At 40.6% G+C, this 18,765-nt stretch carries 16 protein-coding genes and 1 other RNA gene; 2 read left to right on the top strand and 15 right to left on the bottom strand.

Annotated features, from left to right (window positions below; all coding sequences use genetic code 11):
• Positions 1-84: 84 nt before the first annotated feature.
• The 6 genes from rnpB to MKX47_RS06475 all read right to left on the bottom strand — a co-directional run bounded on the left by rnpB (position 85) and on the right by MKX47_RS06475 (position 5,075).
• An RNA gene (gene rnpB / locus MKX47_RS06500) (RNase P RNA component class B) lies at positions 85-471 on the bottom strand.
• Between the two features lie 63 nt (positions 472-534).
• On the bottom strand, positions 535-837 hold the full coding sequence (gpsB, locus tag MKX47_RS06495; RefSeq protein ID WP_340777728.1) for a cell division regulator GpsB: 303 nt from the start codon (positions 835-837) through the stop codon (positions 535-537).
• A 98-nt stretch (positions 838-935) separates the two neighbouring features.
• Positions 936-2,189 carry a ribonuclease H-like domain-containing protein gene (locus MKX47_RS06490; protein ID WP_340772305.1) on the bottom strand — a complete coding sequence of 418 codons (1,254 nt, stop codon included), beginning with the start codon at positions 2,187-2,189 and terminating at the stop codon, positions 936-938.
• 4 nt (positions 2,190-2,193) lie between these two features.
• The gene (locus MKX47_RS06485; RefSeq protein WP_340772303.1) at positions 2,194-4,470 is read right to left on the bottom strand and encodes a DEAD/DEAH box helicase; all 2,277 of its coding nucleotides are present in this window, start codon (positions 4,468-4,470) and stop codon (positions 2,194-2,196) included.
• Positions 4,460-4,828, bottom strand: a complete 369-nt coding sequence (locus MKX47_RS06480) for a YppE family protein (protein WP_340772302.1) — start codon at positions 4,826-4,828, stop codon at positions 4,460-4,462. The genes MKX47_RS06485 and MKX47_RS06480 overlap by 11 nt, the downstream gene beginning before the upstream one ends.
• A gap of 49 nt (positions 4,829-4,877) precedes the next feature.
• Positions 4,878-5,075 carry a molecular chaperone gene (locus MKX47_RS06475; protein WP_340772301.1) on the bottom strand — a complete coding sequence of 66 codons (198 nt, stop codon included), beginning with the start codon at positions 5,073-5,075 and terminating at the stop codon, positions 4,878-4,880.
• Positions 5,076-5,307: 232 nt separating this feature from the next.
• Between MKX47_RS06475 and recU the strand changes: the two genes are divergently transcribed.
• Positions 5,308-5,967 (top strand): Holliday junction resolvase RecU, encoded by a 660-nt coding sequence (gene recU, locus MKX47_RS06470; RefSeq protein WP_340772300.1) that lies wholly within the window; start codon positions 5,308-5,310, stop codon positions 5,965-5,967.
• A 1-nt stretch (position 5,968) separates the two neighbouring features.
• Positions 5,969-8,683 (top strand): PBP1A family penicillin-binding protein, encoded by a 2,715-nt coding sequence (locus MKX47_RS06465; RefSeq protein ID WP_340772299.1) that lies wholly within the window; start codon positions 5,969-5,971, stop codon positions 8,681-8,683.
• Between the two features lie 129 nt (positions 8,684-8,812).
• Here MKX47_RS06465 and MKX47_RS06460 read toward each other — a convergent pair whose 3' ends face one another.
• From MKX47_RS06460 to MKX47_RS06420, 9 genes are all read right to left on the bottom strand, one after another.
• Entirely contained in the window at positions 8,813-9,157 is a 345-nt protein-coding gene (locus tag MKX47_RS06460) for a YpoC family protein (RefSeq protein ID WP_340772298.1), read from the bottom strand.
• Complete coding sequence (gene nth / locus MKX47_RS06455; RefSeq protein ID WP_340772296.1) at positions 9,154-9,813, bottom strand: endonuclease III; 660 nt, start codon at positions 9,811-9,813, stop codon at positions 9,154-9,156. The genes MKX47_RS06460 and nth overlap by 4 nt, the downstream gene beginning before the upstream one ends.
• A 15-nt stretch (positions 9,814-9,828) precedes the next feature.
• Positions 9,829-10,557 (bottom strand): DnaD domain-containing protein, encoded by a 729-nt coding sequence (locus tag MKX47_RS06450; protein ID WP_340772295.1) that lies wholly within the window; start codon positions 10,555-10,557, stop codon positions 9,829-9,831.
• Positions 10,558-10,729: 172 nt separating this feature from the next.
• Positions 10,730-12,025 carry an asparagine--tRNA ligase gene (asnS, locus tag MKX47_RS06445; protein ID WP_340772294.1) on the bottom strand — a complete coding sequence of 432 codons (1,296 nt, stop codon included), beginning with the start codon at positions 12,023-12,025 and terminating at the stop codon, positions 10,730-10,732.
• Between the two features lie 30 nt (positions 12,026-12,055).
• Positions 12,056-13,249: a pyridoxal phosphate-dependent aminotransferase gene (locus MKX47_RS06440; RefSeq protein WP_340772293.1), complete on the bottom strand. Its 1,194-nt coding sequence runs from the start codon at positions 13,247-13,249 to the stop codon at positions 12,056-12,058.
• Positions 13,250-13,262: 13 nt separating this feature from the next.
• On the bottom strand, positions 13,263-13,745 hold the full coding sequence (locus MKX47_RS06435; RefSeq protein WP_340772292.1) for a cell wall elongation regulator TseB-like domain-containing protein: 483 nt from the start codon (positions 13,743-13,745) through the stop codon (positions 13,263-13,265).
• A 97-nt stretch (positions 13,746-13,842) separates the two neighbouring features.
• Complete coding sequence (gene dinG / locus MKX47_RS06430; RefSeq protein ID WP_340772291.1) at positions 13,843-16,626, bottom strand: ATP-dependent DNA helicase DinG; 2,784 nt, start codon at positions 16,624-16,626, stop codon at positions 13,843-13,845.
• Positions 16,627-16,909: 283 nt separating this feature from the next.
• A complete protein-coding gene (locus MKX47_RS06425) occupies positions 16,910-18,058 on the bottom strand; it encodes a cation:proton antiporter (RefSeq protein WP_340772289.1) in 1,149 nt (382 codons plus the stop codon).
• Between the two features lie 339 nt (positions 18,059-18,397).
• Entirely contained in the window at positions 18,398-18,736 is a 339-nt protein-coding gene (locus MKX47_RS06420) for a transketolase (protein WP_340772288.1), read from the bottom strand.
• Positions 18,737-18,765 lie beyond the last annotated feature (29 nt).

Below are 18,765 nucleotides of genomic sequence, written 5' to 3'. Positions count from 1 at the left end.
TCGCAAATTACTTTTATTCTATTAAGAAAGGCTCTCCACAAAAAATAATGGAGAGCCCTTTTAATGTTAAAAAAAGCATCAATAATCAATAAGCCATGTTTTGTTCCTAAGTACTCAAACAGCTTGCGCCTCGTACGAATAGGTAGTAATCATCTATCTACGCAAGAATAGTCTTACGTCCCTCCATCCGTTCATTTCCTTCAGGAGAGTGCCCCTACCATAATTTGGGTTTCTCACTCATGGGGTTTACCTCGTTCCACCTTATTAGTTTCCTAATAAGCTCCGTCACTGTGGCACTTTCAGGAAGTGTCATCCATATCAAAAGACTTAGGATTTCCTTCCGCCGTCAGAGAGACATCTCCCTGCCTTACCTTATTTTTTCAGTAAGCACGAACACTACGCGCATCGCAGCAGCGTGTGAGCATGGACTTTCCTCTACGTTTTCAAGAAACGCAGCGATTACTCGATAATTGATGTATGAATAAAGTATACTGCACTTACATCAAAAATTCAATGCTTCCCTTAATAGTCTAACTATTCGTATAGTTTACTACCAAATACATGCTTTTCTAAATTTGATAGACGTTTTAAAATGTCGAAGTTTGTATTATTTGCTCCTGCTGGCTGAGCTGGCACTACCGTTTTACGGCTTGTGCTCGTCATTTCCTGTTTTAGGCGCTCATTTTCTTCTGTAAGTGCTGCTATTTTTGCTGTAAAGGCATCATAATCTTCACGAATAATGTCTAAAAATTGATCCACTTCATCGATATTATAGCCCTTCATGCTCTTTTTAAATTCTTTTTCTAATATATAGTCAGCTGTTAATTTAATTTCCATCATGCATCGTCCTTCCGTCACGCAACTTTCTTGATTGTATTATAGCATAGGTCCATCATTTCGTACCTATTACATAAGTCGCCATTCCAAAAATTTTGTCATGATTGCTGATTTTGTTTTCTGACTAAACGTAAAATCCGTTTTTGCCAATTTTGTCGCTGTTTTTCAAGCTGTGTTCTTTTTGCAAATGATAGAAGCTCAATTAATTCGGCCCCTTTTTTTGTATAATGGAGTGCCTGTTTGTAATCCTTTATTTGATGCTCGAATAATATGGCAAGTTGCTCATAAGCTTGCAATTGTTTTTTATCTGGAATTGTAGACAAAGCGGATTGAAACGCTTCAATCGCCAGTTCGAATTCGCCTTCTCGCTTTAATTCATATGCTAAATAAAAATGGGCATGGCCTGTTTCACTTGCATCAAAATGTGTTGTGACAGCCTTTAAAATATCGGCGCTCGTTTGACGTTGCTTTAAATCGCCAAACCATTTCCCAATATTGGTATACGTAGTTGCCGATTCAGTCGTGATGGCATCGTGCAATAAATTGGTCGAATGAATATACAGTGTAATTAAAGAAAGTAAATCCCACTCATTATGCAGCAGTACTTTCATTAAGGTTTCTGCGTTGCCACTTTTTACCGCGTCAAAATAAATAATTGGCGCCAAATGACCGGGAATATCCCCCCTCCGGTAAAAGCCAAGCTTATCCTGCTCTACTTGCGTTAGCTTCATACGAGATAAATCGTCCTTCCACAGACGCTTCGAGCTATGCAGTAAATCGACTTGGCGTTGCTCTTTTAGCTTGGGGATATGTTGTTGATTCAGTGTCCAGCGCACATGTAGCTGGGGCCAGTCAAAGCTTTTGCCATTGTACGACACAATCGTCACATTGCGCTGCCACATTTTTGATTCGAAAAGCAGTGCCGCCTCGTTTGATGGATCGGCCAATACATATTGCGTCAGTGTAAAGCCTTCATCATCGGCCTCTAAAAAGCCTAATAGAAAAATATGCGTGCCAGTTCCCTTTAACCCTGTCGTTTCGGTATCAAAGAACACAATTTTTTCATCCTCAGTAATAGCAAATGGATGATCCTCACCATGTACACGCCAACGCTTGAGAGCAGTAAATAGCTCCCCAAGACGATAATCGCCATGCTGGTACATAAATGGATAATGTACCTCGCGCTTAAATAGCACACCAAATTCGTTTTCAATTAGCTCTAGCCCTGCCTGCTGCCAGGATGCTGTATAGCTTGGCGCTTCTGGCTTGATAAACTTCGGCTTTTCCTGTTTGGTCTCGTTTTTTTTACCAAGCATTTTTTTCATTTGTAAAATTTTATTTTCATATGACATGTATTCACATCATTTCACTCATTAGTATAGTTAACACTTTGATGACTTGTTTTTTACTTTCTCCTAATGTATCCTGTGCGCCGATACATGCCGGACAGCCATGCTCACAAGGACAAAGAAGGACATGCTGCTTTGTCTTTTCTAATAATGGTAGCAATACATCATACACACGTTCACTTAAGCCGATCCCCCCCGGATAGCTATCATAGATAAACAGCGTCGGCTTTTCATTATGAATGGCCTTTACTTGTGGGACAACGGAAATATCCGAACGGTCACAATGAATAAATAGCGGCACAAAGCTACTGATTGCATAGGCAGCACCAGTTAAAGCATCTGTTAGCTGTTCTTCTGTCCAATTTTCAGGTAAGTCAAAGCTCATCCAAGTCGCATTCGTATGCATTTCCATTGGTGGAATAGAAATAGGACCAGAGCCAATATTATCGTGAGAATGGAAACGGATTTTTTTGAAAATAGTGGGAATCGCAAGCAGACTGACATCACCGTAGCTTACTGTTGCACCACTAAAGCTTGCAGATTTGTCTTCACTTAATACTTTTAATTCTACTGCTAAGTTAGCATCCGTGAAGTAATCGACATTGACTTCTCGTACAAATGCTTTCTTTTCCTCCCAATCGAGCTTTTCCACCTGGTATTGCGTTCCTTGATGAATATAAATGGCTTCCTCATGTAATAATGTCATGGCGCTGTACGTATCCATTTCTCCGATGACCTTTGTATTGGCAGGCGTCGAAATATCAATAATGACGACATTTTCCTGAGCAGCCGAACGCAATGAAATTTCATGCGCAGGGAAACGGTCACTCATCCAATGCCACTTGGTCGACGTTTTGACAAGAACGCCCTCCTCCTCCAAATAAGCAAGCAGCTCCTGTACCTCATATTCACCATAGGCATCATCCATCGTAAACGGCAATTCAAAAGCCGCACATTTCAAATGTTCCATTAAAATTAGCATGTTTTCTGGATTAATACGGGCTTCCTCAGGTGAGCTACCTAGCATAAAGCTCGGGTGCTGTACGACATACTGATCAAGCGCTGTAGATTGTGCCACATATACAATCAGCGCCTCATCCTGACGTCTGCCCGCGCGCCCTGCTTGTTGCCATGCACTCGCGATATTCCCTGGGTAGCCCGTCATAATGCATGCTTGTAGCTGACCAATATCTACCCCTAGCTCCAGCGCATTTGTACTGATAACCATTTGAATTTTGCCCTCGCGCAGACCTTTTTCGATTTCTCTACGCTCGCTCGGTAAATAGCCACCTCGATAGCCTTGAATCGATTCATCGCCAATTTTCTTCGTTGTCAATGATTTCAAATACGTTACAAGCATTTCTACGCGCACACGAGATTTCGCAAAAATAATCGTTTGAATGCCCGCTTCAAACAGACGCCTCGAAATGTCTCGTACTTCTAACACCGCACTTCGACGCACCCCAAAAGTTGGATGAATAATTGGTGGATTGTAAAAGACAAATGTTTTCTTCCCAACTGGTGCACCTGATTTGGCAATGAGCTCATGCTGCACGTTCGTTAAAGTTTCAGCAAGCTCTTTTGGATTTTTAATGGTCGCACTTGTACAAATGAATACAGGATTACTTCCGTAAAATTCACAAATACGCTGTAATCGGCGAATGACATGGGCCACATGTGAGCCAAATACCCCTTTATACGAATGTAACTCATCGATCACAATGTACTTTAAGTTTTCAAATAACGAAACCCATTTCGTATGGTGTGGCAAGATGCCTGAATGGAGCATATCTGGATTGGTCATCACAATATGACCGGCCTTACGAATCTTTTGACGAATACCAGGCGCTGTATCGCCGTCATATGTATAACTTAAAATATCCTCGTCCATTAATTCAATTAATTCATTTAAATCCGATTTTTGATCTTGTGCCAATGCTTTTGTTGGAAATAAATAAATGGCGCGGCTTGATTTATCCTCTAAAATTTTTTGGAGCACCGGCAAATGATAGCAATAGGATTTTCCTGATGCCGTTGGGGTAATCGCCGTAAAGTGCTTCCCTTGCTGTGCATAGTCAAACGCTTGACGCTGGTGCGTATAAAGCTGCTTGATTCCTCGCGCATGTAGCGCCTTTTGAATCGAGGGATGCATCGCAGCAGGAAAATCAGCATAATGTGCTGGTGTCGCTTCGATTGAATGTGTGCTTATAATATTTTGTTGCAGTTCCTCATCGAATCGCCATTCTGCTAAGAGTTCGCTCACCGTACGCTTTTTACTTAACATGCACATCACCTTCTTCTAATTTTCGTACGACTAAACGGAGCGTATACATCGTAGATTGAATCGATTGGATGAAGCGCTTTTTACTCGTTCCTTTATAAAAAGACTGCACAACAAATTGCTCCATCGCATCAGCCGCATGGTCAATTTGTTGTACATATAAATTTTTGGGCGCTGTTTTTGTAATCCAAATATGCGCGATTTGTTGCCAGTTTTTGATTTGGGCATGTAGTGAATCTGCATGCGGCTTTACCTCATTAAAAAAATCCGGCTCTCGGTCCTCATCACGCATTTTTTGAAAACGTGTTAAACACGCCTCGCATTCTTGTATTAATAATATGGTTTCAGTCATTAATTGCATTGTCTACACCTCAACGTGAAAAGCTCATTTTCGTTTAGTGTATCAAATTCTAATCATTTGTACTACTCATATGCGAACGTGCATTCTTTACTTGCTCTCTATTTTCTGCTAAGCTAACCTTTTGATAAACGGCAAGGGTACGCAATAAATAGTGTTGTGAAAGATGTAGGCGCTGCTGCTCAAATTGTAGTGTAAGCAAATTTTGTGCTAAGTCGATTTGCCGAATGATAGATGCAATTTTACTCAATCGGTTCCCCCCTTTTTTGAATAGATTCGCTAAGGGCTCAGCTGTTCCTTCACCCAAGACAAAACTAGTGACTATTCGCCAAAAGTAGTGTTATTTTGCAAGATTTTTAAAAATGTAGCTTGTTCGTTAACGGAATGGACAAAGCTTACTACTGGTGAATTACTATTTTTGTAGTCGTTTTCTATGGTAAAATATTGACGGATGATTTCTTTATTAGAAGGAAGGTGATTCCATGGTCATACGGTATCCGAATGGTAAACTTTATGCAGGCACGAAACGAGACGAGCCAAAACAAGCCAAAGCAAAGAAAACTAAAGGAACAAACAACAAAGAAATTTCGTATAGTAACCGTGGAAAAAGCTTAGAAGATGATTTAAATGATACAAATGTGTTTTATTCACAGCAAAAATTGGCAAATATACACAAGAAACCTGTTCCCATCCAAATCGTCAAAGTAGATTATCCGGCGAGAAGTGCTGCAGTAATTCGTGAGGCATATTTCCGCACGCCTTCAACGACGGATTATAATGGTGTGTATAATGGCTACTATATCGATTTTGAAGCAAAGGAAACGGATAGTAAAACATCCTTTCCACTAAAAAACATCCACCCACACCAAATGGAACATATGAATTCGGTTCTGCATCAACGGGGTATTGCCTTTTTTATCGTGCGTTTTAGTACGCTTTCCCGCAATTTTGTCGTACGATATGACGTTGTGGCCCGATTCTACGATAATATGAAGAACGGCGGCAGAAAATCGATTCCATTCACTGTGTTCGAAACTGAGGCTATCGAAATTCACGAAGGCTATTTACCTCGGTTAGACTATTTACAAGCAGTGGATGTATTAATCGCAGACAAATCAGTTTGTGAAAGTGAGGAGAAATAACGTGACGGAAAAAAGAAGAACACGTGAAGAAATTAAACGTGAACGTCAATTACAACAAAAAGCTAAAAAAACTAAAAATAAACCTTCCACTGGGAAATGGATTAAACGCATTGTCCTAACCATTGTCTTATTGGGCGTAATTGGCTTTGCGAGTGGGGCTGCATTATTTGGCTACTACGTCAGCAAAGCACCTGATTTAGACGAGGAATTATTAAAAGATCCTTTGTCTTCAGAGTTTTATGACATAAATGGGGAGTTATTTGCGACAATCGGGGCAGAAACACGTCAATATGTCAAATATGAAGATATTCCACAACAAATGATTGATGCCATCATTGCAACGGAAGATTCTCGTTTCTTTGATCATTTCGGTATTGATATTTGGCGTTTAGGAGGGGCTGTTATCGCCAACTTCCGAGACGGCTTTGGTGCCCAAGGTGCGAGTACCATTACACAACAAGTAGTAAAAAATTCATTCTTTACAAATGAAAAAAAATTAGAGCGTAAAGCACAGGAGGCATGGCTGGCTGTACAGCTAGAACGCCAATATTCTAAAGAAGAAATTTTTGAAATGTACTTTAACAAAGTATTAATGTCTGGTCGTGTTTACGGCTTTGGTACAGCAGCAAAAGAATTTTATGGGAAAGAATTAAACGAATTAACATTAGCAGAAGCGGCTCAATTAGCGGGTATGCCACAAAGTCCAAATAACTTTAACCCCTACAAAAAGCCGGAAAATGCAGAAAAACGTCGTAATATTGTTCTTTCTTTAATGGTGCAGCATGATAAAATTTCACAAGCTCAAGCGGATGAAGCCAAAACAGTCGATATTGCAGCTGGTTTAATCCCAGAAGAACAACGCGTTGCGAATAGCGAAACAAAATATCCAGCGTTTTTGGATGTTGTCGTATCAGAGCTTGAAGCAGCAGGCGATGGTGAATTAATCGCAGAGGGTATTAAAGTGTACACTACACTGGACCCAAAAGCACAAGAAATTGTCGAAAATGTGATGAATAACGACAGCAACTTCCCTACCGAAAAAATCGAAGCAGGTGTTGCAGTGGTCGATACACAAACGGGTGAACTTCGCGCTATTGGTGGTGGTCGTAATTATTCAGGCTTTAACTATAACTTTGCCTACGACAATCAATCTCGCTCACCTGGTTCGACAATTAAGCCTTTAATTGATTACGGTCCAGCCATTGAGTATTTAAAATGGTCAACTGGGCAAACATTAGTAGATGAGCCAATGACCTATACCGGCTCAAAACAAGTGATTACAAACTGGGATAGCAAATATTTAGGTGCAATGACAGCACGTGAAGCATTATTCGCGTCTCGAAATATTCCAGCTGTTAAAGCATTCAAAGAGGTTGGCGCAGATCGAGCACAGCAATTTATCGAAAACTTAGGGATTAAAACGGATAGCCTAGTAGAGTCAGATGCAATCGGTGGCGGTCATGTCACGATGTCACCAATTCAAATGGCGGCTTCTTATGCAGCATTTGGTAATAACGGAACATACAATGACGCGCATTCTATTTCAAAAATTGTATATCGTGATGGGAAAACATCGAAATCCTATAAACCAAAACCAAAAATTGCGATGAGTGATTACACAGCCTATATGGTGACAGATATTTTACGTGATGTTGTCAGTAACAAGCGTAATGCCTCTGCTCCACGTGCGGCAGTATCAGGTGTCGATATCGCAGGTAAAACAGGTACAACAAACTATTCAAAAGATGAATTTAGTAAATATAATTTGAAGAGTGGATCAGTTCCAGATTCTTGGTTTGCTGGCTATTCAACGAACTATTCTATCGCGATTTGGGGCGGTTATTCGAAGCGTAAAGACGCCATTACTTCATGGGATGAGCGCTGGATGCCTCAATATTTATTTAAATCAATTATGACGGATTTAGATCGTCACAATCCTTCATCTTCATTTAAACAGCCAAGCTCGGTTGTTGCAGCTGATATTGTGATTGGTTCAAATCCATTACAATTAGCAAGCAGCTACACACCATCGAATTTACGTAGCACAGAGCTATTTGTAAAAGGCACACAGCCAACTGAGTATTCAGAAGAGCATGTACCACAAACACTGGATGCGCCATCAGGTCTAACGGCAACATTCAATGAAGTAGCACAGCTTGCAGACTTAGCCTGGACTCATTCTTCACTGACAGAAGGAACGAATGAGAGCGGTGAGGTTTTAGACCCAATCACCTATGAAGTAACGATGTCAGTAGATGGTGGCCCATCAAGTGTAGTCGCAACTTCAAGTGCAACAACCGCTCAAATTTCAGGTATTGAAAAAGGAAAGACCTATACCTTTACCGTAACGGCGATTTCAGGGGATCTGCGAAGTGATCCAGCTTCCGTAACCTTATTTGTTGAAGGCGATCCAGTCGAAGAAGAGCCGATTGAGCCGGAAGACCCAACCGATAATAACGAAGAACCGGAACAGCCAGAAAATCCAGGTGATTCAACGGAAAATGGCAATAATGGAAATGGAAATGGGAATAACGGCAATAACAGCAACAATGGGAATAACGGGAACAATGGAAACAACGGCAATAATAACGGTGGGAATGGCAACAATAATAATGGTAACACAGAAGATCCAGGAATAACGCCACCACCAACACAACCAACAGAGCCAACATCACCAGGCACAGGTGATGGCACTACAGATGATGGTGAATCCTAAATAAATTTAAAAACACAAATCGCACTTAGTTGGCGCGATTTGTGTTTTTTTATGTAAAAATTTTTGAATAACTCCTACCATCTAATAAGGCTAGGCGAAGAATGTTCTGTTCTCCACCTAGCCCCTTGTTTATTTTAAGCGCAATCTCGCACAACGCTTTTTCGTTTCCTTATACAGCTCATCCAACTGACGATAGCAAGCATATTGTGTCGGACGCATTTTAATAAATTGGAAGCGTTCCATACCATTAATCGGCATCAGCTCATAGTCCGCTTGCACTGAAAAGACTGCATCCGATTCCGCACTATCGATTAAAAATTGTTCGAAATGGGCAATCCCCTTTAGCATCGCGTCAAGAGCCGAGCCATCACGGCGGTCATGTGCAGCATGAATATCCTCACGTAGTAATTCCCACTTGCTAAACCATGCATCCACAAGCTCCTTGGCGATCATTTCTTTTTTTACAGCAATCATACATTCACCAAACCCTTTTTCAAACGCTTTTGACCTTCACGGCAATCTACAAGCAACGGGCATTTCGCACAGCCTGGATTTTGTGCCTTACAATGGTAACGGCCAAAGAAGATAATTTGGTGATGTGCGCGACTCCATCGATCAATTGGCGTTTTCTTCATAATCGTTTCTTCGACTTCAAGTACACTATCCTTCCAGCGACATAGACCTAAGCGTTTTGTTACACGCTCTACATGCGTGTCCACGGCCATTGCTGGCACATCAAACGCTACGGATAACACAACATTCGCCGTTTTTCGTCCGACACCAGGTAATGTCACTAATTCTTCACGTGATGCCGGTACCTCACCGCCATATTCCGTCAGTAGTCGCTCACATAATAGTTGAATGTTTTTCGCCTTATTGCGGTAAAGGCCGATTGAACGAATATCGGTTTGCAGTTCTTCAAGTGATACATTTAAATAGTCTTGCGGTGTTTTATATTTTTGAAATAAATCCTTCGTCACTTTGTTTACTAAAACGTCTGTACACTGCGCTGAAAGAAGTGTCGCAATCGTTAATTCAAACGGATTGTCGTGCACGAGCTCACAGTGTGCGTCTGGATACATTTCGTCCATCGTATCTAAAAATTCTAGCCATTTCGCTTTTGTTAACATGCGCGCTTCTCCTCTCTATTCGCGTTCTTCTAACCAGTTATAGAACGGTGCTTTTTTCGTCTTTGGTGCTTGTTGCTGATTATAGGGCTTTTGAGTAGATGGCTGCATCGTATGTTTCCGATATTGCTCACTATGTTGCTCGATTTGAGAAAGCGTTTTAATATTTTTCTTTTTCCACTCAATTAAAATCCGGTCGATATAGCGTAAGCTCACCTTCCCCGCAAGCACCGCCTCTTTTAGCGCCGCTTTAATAATTTCAGGTGTATGCTGGTCAATATCCATCCACATGCCGATTGTTTCAATTTCAATTGGCGATAGTAAGCGGCCTAATTCTTGCTCAAACAATTGGAAAATCTTGGCCTCGTCGATTTTTTGCGTTTTCACTTGGCTTTGCATTTCCTTGGACTGCAATAAATCAAGCAGACGCTCCCAAAGTGGATACAATGAATACTTTTCAACGATACGCCCTGATTCGTCGGTGCTTTGTGAAATTTCTACATAGCCCTTTTGCATAAGGCGCTGTAAGAGTTGGCTAATCGTGATCATTTGAAAGCTTGTCCGCGCTAATATGTCGTTTGGCGTTGGAAAGTCAATCCCCTCTTGTGCAAAGCTCATTAAATGTAGGACGATGAGCGCTTCATCATCTTGAATATTCATTTCACTGTAATGCTTAAAAAACAGTTGTGGCACTGTAATTTGCTTTTGCTCTGTCCAAATGCGGATTCGATTAAATTGATTGTCCATTGCTAGAATCCCCTTTGTCACTAATATAATTAGAAAAACATATTTCGCGCTAAATAGCGAGAAAGGTTGTCTTTACTTATGTGGATATCCTAAAAAAAGCTATACTTGCCTATCCACTAATAAAGCGCCCGGTAAATTGGCCGGACGCTCTTTAAAAAATGCAATTTATAAATTATGGGTACAAGCGGTTTAATAAACGTGGGAATGGAATTGTTTCACGGATGTGCTCCGTTCCTGAAATCCATGCTACTGTACGCTCTAAACCAAGACCGAAGCCAGAGTGCGGTACTGAGCCTTGTTTACGAAGCTCTAAGTACCAAGCGTATGCGTCCATTGATAAGTTGTGCTCTTCTAAGCGAGATTTTAATAAATCATAATCATGAATACGCTCAGAACCACCGATAATTTCCCCGTAGCCTTCTGGTGCAATTAAGTCTGCACATAATACAACGTCATCGCGCTCTGGATGGGGTTGCATATAGAATGGCTTAATGCCTACTGGGTAGCAAGTGATGAATACTGGCTTGTCGTACGCATTGGCGATTGCTGTTTCGTGTGGTGCACCGAAATCATCACCCCACTGAATATCATCAAAGCCTTGTTCATGTAAGAATTTGATCGCATCATCATAAGAAATACGTGGGAATGGTGCTTTGATATTTTCTAATTTAGAAGTGTCACGACCTAGACGCTCTAAATCCATTTTACAGTTTTTCAGCACAGACTGAACGATATGAGTAACATATTGTTCTTGTACTTCTAAGTTTTCTTCAAACTCTACGAAGGCCATTTCCGGCTCAATCATCCAGAACTCGATTAAATGACGACGAGTTTTCGACTTTTCTGCACGGAATGTCGGACCGAATGAGAATACGCGACCTTGTGCCATTGCCGCAGCTTCCATATAAAGCTGACCTGATTGAGATAGGTAGGCATCCTCATCGAAGTATTTCGTAGCGAATAGCTCTGAAGTACCTTCTGGCGCTGAACCTGTTAAAATTGGTGGGTCCATTTTTGTGAATCCATTGTCATTGAAGAACTCATACGTTGCGCGAATAATTTCGTTACGCACTTTCATAACAGCATGTTGTTTACGAGAACGTAACCATAAGTGACGGTTGTCCATTAAGAATTCTGTACCGTGCTCTTTTGGTGTGATTGGGAAGTCCACTGCAGCGTGAATCACTTCGATACCAGTTACATTTAACTCTGCACCAAAAGTAGAACGTTCGTCTGCTTTTACTTCACCGATGATGTACATAGACGTTTCTTGCGTCATGCCTTTTGCTACTGCAAAAAGCTCTTCGCCTACTTCTTCTTTTACAACAACGCCTTGTGCGAAGCCTGAGCCATCACGCAATTGTAAGAATGCTAATTTACCGCTAGCACGTTTGTTCGCTAACCAAGCACCGATTTTGACAGTTTCGCCGATATGTTGTGGCATATCTTTAATCATAATTTTTTTCATAAAGTCCTCCAAAACTCAGATGCAGTCCTACTATTCTTGCCACTTTGCTTTCACAAAAGCATCAATACGACGAACTGCTTCTTCTAGTAATTCTAAAGATGTTGCATACGATAAGCGCATTGTGGCAGGTGCTCCAAAGCCTGAGCCCGGGATTACTGCTACATTTGCTTCTGTTAATAATGCACTTGCAAAATCATCCACCGATGCGTAGCCTGTTTTTGTTGCTGCTTCTGATACGTCTGGTAATAAGTAGAAGGCACCTTGTGGCTTTAATACTTTAAAACCAGGAATCGCCTCTAATTTCGGGAAAATCGCCTCTAAACGCGATTCAAACGCTTGACGCATCATTTCAACTGTTTCTTGAGAACCGTTGTACGCTTCTACAGTTGCATATTGTGCAGTCGTAGTTGCATTTGAAGTCGAATGTGACGCTAAGTCCGTCATCGCTTTGATAATTGTTGCATCCCCAGCAGCATAACCAATACGCCAGCCTGTCATTGAGTGTGATTTTGCTACACCGTTTACAACGATTGTACGCGCTTTAATTGCATCCGAAAGCTGTGCAATTGAAAAATGCTCTACTCCATTGTAAACAAGCTTTTCATAAATTTCATCTGAAACGATTAAAATATCTTTTTCTTCTGCCACTTTTGCAAGCTCTGCTAATTCTTCTTTTGAATAAATCATGCCAGAAGGATTTGAAGGCGAGTTAATAATAACCGCTTTTGTCTTATTAGTAATCGCTTCACGTAATTGAGAAGGTGTAATTTTGTAGCCTTGCGCCGCTGTTCCTTCTACGTATACAGGCACACCCCCTGCTAACTTTACTTGCTCTGGATATGAAACCCAATATGGAATTGGGATAATTACTTCATCGCCCTCATCTAAAATCACTTGGAACAATGTATACAGTACATGCTTTGCACCAACACCAACTAAAATTTCATTCGCTTGATATGTAAGCTCGTTATCGCGCTGTAATTTGTCAATGATTGCTTTCTTTAATACCGGTAAACCACCAGCTGGCGTATACTTTGTTAATCCTGCATCCATTGACGCCTTTGCAGCATTTAAAATGTTTTCTGGTGTGTTGAAGTCAGGCTCCCCTGCTCCCAATCCGATTACGTCAATCCCTTGCTCTTTTAGTTCCTTCGCCTTCGCAGTAATCGCTAAAGTTGAAGAAGGTGTTAATGTTTTTACACGGTTTGCTAACAATTGTTTCATGGTCATTTCTCCTCTACAAATTCAATATGCGTTTCCACCATTGCCCATCTTCATGTATTAAATAGACGTAATTTAAGCTACCCGACTCTGAAATATAGGTAATTTCCCATACTGGACCCGGTTGCTCAAAGCCTAATTTTGTATGAAGAATTTCTTTTGCAGCCGTTTCATTACGGAAGCGCTTTAATGCCTCATCTTTTGTAATGCCATCTGCTAAAAATACTTCTTGCATTGAATTTTCATCTAAACTCATCGGGACGAAGATTGCCTTTTCTTTCCCATATTCGTCTACACCAAATACGGTTACATACGGCTTATTTCCGTTGTATACATATGAATCTTCAACAACAGCAAGTGCCTTCGTATCCATTGCAAACTGCTCTGCCTTTTGCTCTATATCAGAAAACGGCGCATCTGCTTTCCAAAATACGAACACTGAAATAACAAGTGACAAAGATAAAATAAAGACAACCGAAAAGATGATCCAGTTTTTCATGGCTGCACCTTACATTTCAATTGATTTTTTTGTACAGTGACAATTGCTGTACGGTATGGATTGTTTTGTTTCATAGTTGTCGACCTGCTTTCCTTCCTCATCGTTTTTCATTATACCAATTTCCAAGCTGTTGTACCATACTATGAAGTGGCAGTTTTTGTATTGATATTGGCGGTAATGACTCGATAAATTCACGCCCATACGATTTCGTTTCAATTCGGCGATCTAAAACGACCAATGCCCCTTTGTCATGACTTGAACGAATTAATCGACCGAAACCTTGTTTAAATCTTAGCACCGCTTCTGGTAATGCCAATTCCGTAAAGGCATTTATCCCCTGCCTTTGTAAATGCTCTGCGCGTGCTTTAAAGGATGGCTCTTCTGGTGCAGAAAACGGCAGGCGTACCACAATAACCGTAGCAAGCCCGTCCCCTGGCACATCCACACCCTCCCAGAAGCTATTCGTGCCAAATAACACGGAATGATTGAACTTCTGGAATGATTTTAATAAGCGCATTCGACTCCCCGCAGTAACACCTTGCGCAAATAGCATATAGTCACTTAGCAATTCACTTTCATGAATTAAATCCACCGTTTGTCGTAGCATTTCTTGTGATGTAAATAACACAAACGAACGTCCCTCTGTCATACGTACCACATTGGTAATGGCATGTGCTACTTCTTCGATATAATCCGATTGTGACACCGCCTGAATATCCGGCATATCCTCGACAATATAGACGTGCGCCCCATCATAGTAGCTTGGATCAGCATGTAATTTTTCAATTTGTATAGACGTATCAATACCCAATTGGTTCGTGATGAAGCGTTCATTATTTGGCACGGTCAATGTTCCAGATGTCCAAATTACCGCACTTTGCTCACGAATTGGCGCAAATAGCTTTTGAATTTTCTCTGTTACAGCTACGGGTTTTTTATAAATTTGAATACTCCCCGGTAGGCTCCGTTTATCCAGCTCAATCCAGCTAGTATAATTAGCTTCCTGACGTAAAAAGACATCATCCCACTCAGATAATTTAATCGTAAATTCATCCAGCCAATATTGCCATTGCTCAAGTAAATATAGATGCTCTGGCGCAAGCTCATTTACGTCCGTCATAAACTGTCGATGAAGTGATGCTGCACTATCTAACCATTGCTGAATAAGTGATGCTACTTTTTCAAAGGCTGCTTGTGGTAAATCTAACTCATTAAAAAATAAAGAAATCTTTTGCTGTTTTAGCGAGCTTTTAGGATGCGTTTTCATGGCAGTTATCAACGTTGTAATCGCATCATCAAAGCTTCGTACCATTTGCATATAGCGTTTTTCTAATTGCTGCAAAGTTTGTTGGTTTGAAACATGCTTTTTATACGCCAATTTGGACAATTTAAAAGAGAGCGCTTCATCTTCATACGCCCCAATTTGACCAAATAAATACTTCCAATTCATATAGGAGAAAATTTTTTCGTCCTGACTAATGGCAGCTTGTATAAACTGATGTGCTTCGTCAATGATCCAGCCTCCAAATTCATTAAAAATTTGGTCATGGCGCACTAAATCGCTGAGTAGCATCGCATGGTTTGTAATAATCAGGTCTGCCTGTTTGCTCATCTGAATGGCACGCGAATAAAAATCATAGAGTGGCATGGTCGTTTTTGGCAACGCCGTTTTACGAATTTTATCGAGCAATAATTGCCCACCACCCGAAACATTGAGCTCATTTAAATCACCTGTTTCGGTTTTAGCTAGCCAAATAAGCGTTTGTAGTAAGGTAAACGTCTCATCATATGAATCGTCTAATGACTTTAATTGTTTTTCAAATTTCTCGACATCGACATAATGATTCATCCCCTTTAGTAATGCGACTTTAATCGGCTGACCGAGCATTTTTTCAATAACGGGGATTTCATTTTGCAAAAGCTGGTCAAGTAAATGGGAGGTATACGAACTAATACCAACCTTTTGATTCGTTTGCTTCGCATAAAAAATAGATGGTACTAAATAGCCCATCGTTTTACCAATACCGGTTGAGGCTTCAATCACATGCTCTTGCTGTGCCGTTAGCTTTTCAAAAATCCGGTCCATCATAGCAAATTGCTGTGGGCGCTGTTCGAAATTCGGAATGGCCCTTTGCAGCAAGGCTACCTTTTCTTCTACTGTTTGCGGGTATTGCTGAAGCGGTTCAAAGCCTTTTGGCGTTGGTGCCATTTTACGAACCGCAATTTTATTGAAAAACACATGCTCACGGTCATCAGAAACTTTTGCACGCTTTATAACAAGTGCATCAAAAAATAACTGTGCTAAATGGGATCGCAAACGGAACGAACGCTTATGTAGCTGCTCTAACGTCACTAATGGTAGCGTTAGGAGCTCTTCCCAGCAGCGTTTTAGTAAATACGCCGTCGCTAGCGCATCATCATCCGCACGGTGGGCACTTTCAAGCGGAATGTTCAAATCGCTTGCTAAATCCCCTAATTTATAGCTTAACGACATAGGGAATAATATTTTCGAAAGCTCGACTGTATCCATCTTTTTCCCATGCCATTTTGGTAAACCCGCGCGTGTAAATTCTGCCTGCAAAAACGATAAATCAAAATCAGTGTTATGCGCAACAAATACAGTATCCTGTAACAGCTCGTAAATCTTATCGGCATACGCTTCAAACGGTAGCGCATCTTTAACATCCTCATCTGTAATATTTGTCAAATCCTGAATAAACATAGGGATCGACTTTCCTGGATGGATAAATTTTGTATAGGTTTTGACAACTTGCCACTGTTGCATAATGACAATCGCAATTTGTATCATACGGTCACCATTTGCTGGCGAATGACCGGTCGTTTCAATATCGACAATGGCATATTTTTGACTTTCATTCATTATCATTCAACTCACAGTTCAAGTATTATAACGGCATTTTATCATAATGAGCGAGGTAAGGTCATGTAAATACAAAAAAACCTAGTACTGCAAGAACGCAAGCACTAGGTTAATTATCATATGTAAGGTGTGCAGGGGCTCATCTCCCTGCACGAACAAAAGTCTCCCAGCAAGTCCGTGCTGTTTAGGTGGAGCTTTTGTGTGTGAAGACTAAATCTTCACTGAGGTTTTGGCACCTGTTTACTAGAATAATCGTTTTGTATCCAATTAGCAAGCATAAATTTTATGAATGATAATGTTCACGAACACCGAATACTCCTTTTAACATTGGTGGTGTCACAATTGTTGTAATAATAATGACAATGACCATTGGCGTGTAATCCTCTGCTGGTAATAGCCCGCTTGATAAGCCCATTGCCGCTAAAATAAGCGCAACCTCACCACGCGAAACCATCCCTGAACCAATCCCTGTAGATGAACGCCAGCTGAATCCTGCAAGCTTTGCACCTAAACCAGAACCAATTAATTTCGATAAAATCGCTACAATTGAGAAGACAACTAAGAACCAAATATTTTCCGTAATTCCATCAAACGTTACCGATAATCCGATGCTCACGAAGAAAAATGGCACAAATAAACTACTTGCAATTGACTCTACTTTATGTTCAACTTTATCTTTAAATTCCGTACGCCCAATCGCAATACCCATAAAGAATGCACCGATAATTGTCGCGATTCCGAAATAATGCTCTCCAATATATGCGAAAGCAAAACAAGCTACAAGTGCTCCACTAACAAGCGCCTCTGTTACCTTTAAACGACTAAACGCCTTTAAGAATGGTGGAATGACCCACTTCGCAACAACAAATAACAACACAAAGAAGAACACTTTGCCGCCAAGTAATGCCGGGATCGATACATCATCCCCAACTAGGAAGCTCATCGCAATGGCTAATAAAATGACAACAATGATATCATCTAATACAGCTGCACCTAGTAAAGTTGAACCCTCTTTACTTTTTAACCATCCGATTTCATTTAATGTTTGTACCGAAATACTCACTGATGTTGCCGCTAATGTTAAACCAATGAAAATGGCCTGCCCTTGCGTTAAGCCAAATGCGAGCGCTAACGGATAACTCATCGCAATCGGGATAATAATACCACCAATCGCAACATATACAGCGCCCTTCATATTGGCATTTAATTCTTCTAAATCTGTCTCAAGCCCTGCTAAAAACATTAATAAAATAACACCAATTTGACTAAATGCTTGCATAACATCATTATCTGTCACCCAGCCTAACATTGCTGGACCAATGAGGATACCAACTAAAATCTTCCCAAGCACAGATGGCTGCCCAAGTCGAACTGAAAAATGACCAGCAATTTTCGTTGCTAATAAAACGATCACAATTTGAAAAATAAACATACAACGACTCCCTTCTAGATGTAACAAAGCACTAAAACATTTGAATAATCGCCCTTGATTAAGGGTGACTATGCTCAAAACTAGTTATTCAAAAAAGTGGCGCAACTAGCTCTAAGAACGTTACGTTTTAGTTAAGTTGTACAAGAAAGACTTTATATATTTTGAATATATAGTATATTTAGACTTCCTAGAACAACAAAAAGGCATGGCGGTGCCAGAATTGACTGACTCCACCATGCCTTACTTTTCTATTGAATAGTTCTATTATATATAAATAATGTTAGAGACGCAACGATTTTCTGCTATTTTCTAAAATTTCCTTATTGTCAAAAGAGATTATTAGAAGAACCCCGGTAAAATTTCACGCTGATAATGCGCGTTTTTACGAAGCCAAACATTTAATATTTGACGATGTGTTAATAGCTTGCCCCGCGATGTATGTCTGCGCTGCGCTTCTTGCAAGCTCTCGAGCAATAGACGCGTCTCTGTTAAGCAGCTCTCGGGTGTGACTATTACCTTTAATGTTGGGCTAATGAAATTATGCTTTTGTAGCTGTGCGAGTACTTTTGCAAAAACTTGTCCCATCACCAGATAATTTTCTTCCATTTTTAAATCGATGCAGGTAAATAGCGCTTGTTCGACTTCTTTTTCGACCTTTTCCATTATTTCTTGTTCCATCATGCACCTCATGTAGTAATTAGTACCAT

Origin of the sequence: Solibacillus sp. FSL R7-0668 (assembly GCF_038006205.1) — a bacterium.
Taxonomy (GTDB): domain Bacteria; phylum Bacillota; class Bacilli; order Bacillales_A; family Planococcaceae; genus Solibacillus.
Note: the sequence above shows the minus strand (reverse complement) of the source record. Positions and strands in the feature narration are given on the sequence as shown.

Coding starts and splice junctions, on each gene's coding strand:
- gpsB (WP_340777728.1), bottom strand. CDS start 837: ATGGAAATTAAATTAACAGCTGACTATATATTAGAAAAAGAATTTAAA.
- MKX47_RS06490 (WP_340772305.1), bottom strand. CDS start 2,189: ATGTCATATGAAAATAAAATTTTACAAATGAAAAAAATGCTTGGTAAA.
- MKX47_RS06485 (WP_340772303.1), bottom strand. CDS start 4,470: ATGTTAAGTAAAAAGCGTACGGTGAGCGAACTCTTAGCAGAATGGCGA.
- MKX47_RS06480 (WP_340772302.1), bottom strand. CDS start 4,828: ATGCAATTAATGACTGAAACCATATTATTAATACAAGAATGCGAGGCG.
- recU (WP_340772300.1), top strand. CDS start 5,308: ATGGTCATACGGTATCCGAATGGTAAACTTTATGCAGGCACGAAACGA.
- MKX47_RS06460 (WP_340772298.1), bottom strand. CDS start 9,157: ATGATTGCTGTAAAAAAAGAAATGATCGCCAAGGAGCTTGTGGATGCA.
- nth (WP_340772296.1), bottom strand. CDS start 9,813: ATGTTAACAAAAGCGAAATGGCTAGAATTTTTAGATACGATGGACGAA.
- MKX47_RS06450 (WP_340772295.1), bottom strand. CDS start 10,557: ATGGACAATCAATTTAATCGAATCCGCATTTGGACAGAGCAAAAGCAA.
- asnS (WP_340772294.1), bottom strand. CDS start 12,025: ATGAAAAAAATTATGATTAAAGATATGCCACAACATATCGGCGAAACT.
- MKX47_RS06440 (WP_340772293.1), bottom strand. CDS start 13,249: ATGAAACAATTGTTAGCAAACCGTGTAAAAACATTAACACCTTCTTCA.
- MKX47_RS06435 (WP_340772292.1), bottom strand. CDS start 13,745: ATGAAAAACTGGATCATCTTTTCGGTTGTCTTTATTTTATCTTTGTCA.
- dinG (WP_340772291.1), bottom strand. CDS start 16,626: ATGAATGAAAGTCAAAAATATGCCATTGTCGATATTGAAACGACCGGT.
- MKX47_RS06425 (WP_340772289.1), bottom strand. CDS start 18,058: ATGTTTATTTTTCAAATTGTGATCGTTTTATTAGCAACGAAAATTGCT.
- MKX47_RS06420 (WP_340772288.1), bottom strand. CDS start 18,736: ATGGAACAAGAAATAATGGAAAAGGTCGAAAAAGAAGTCGAACAAGCG.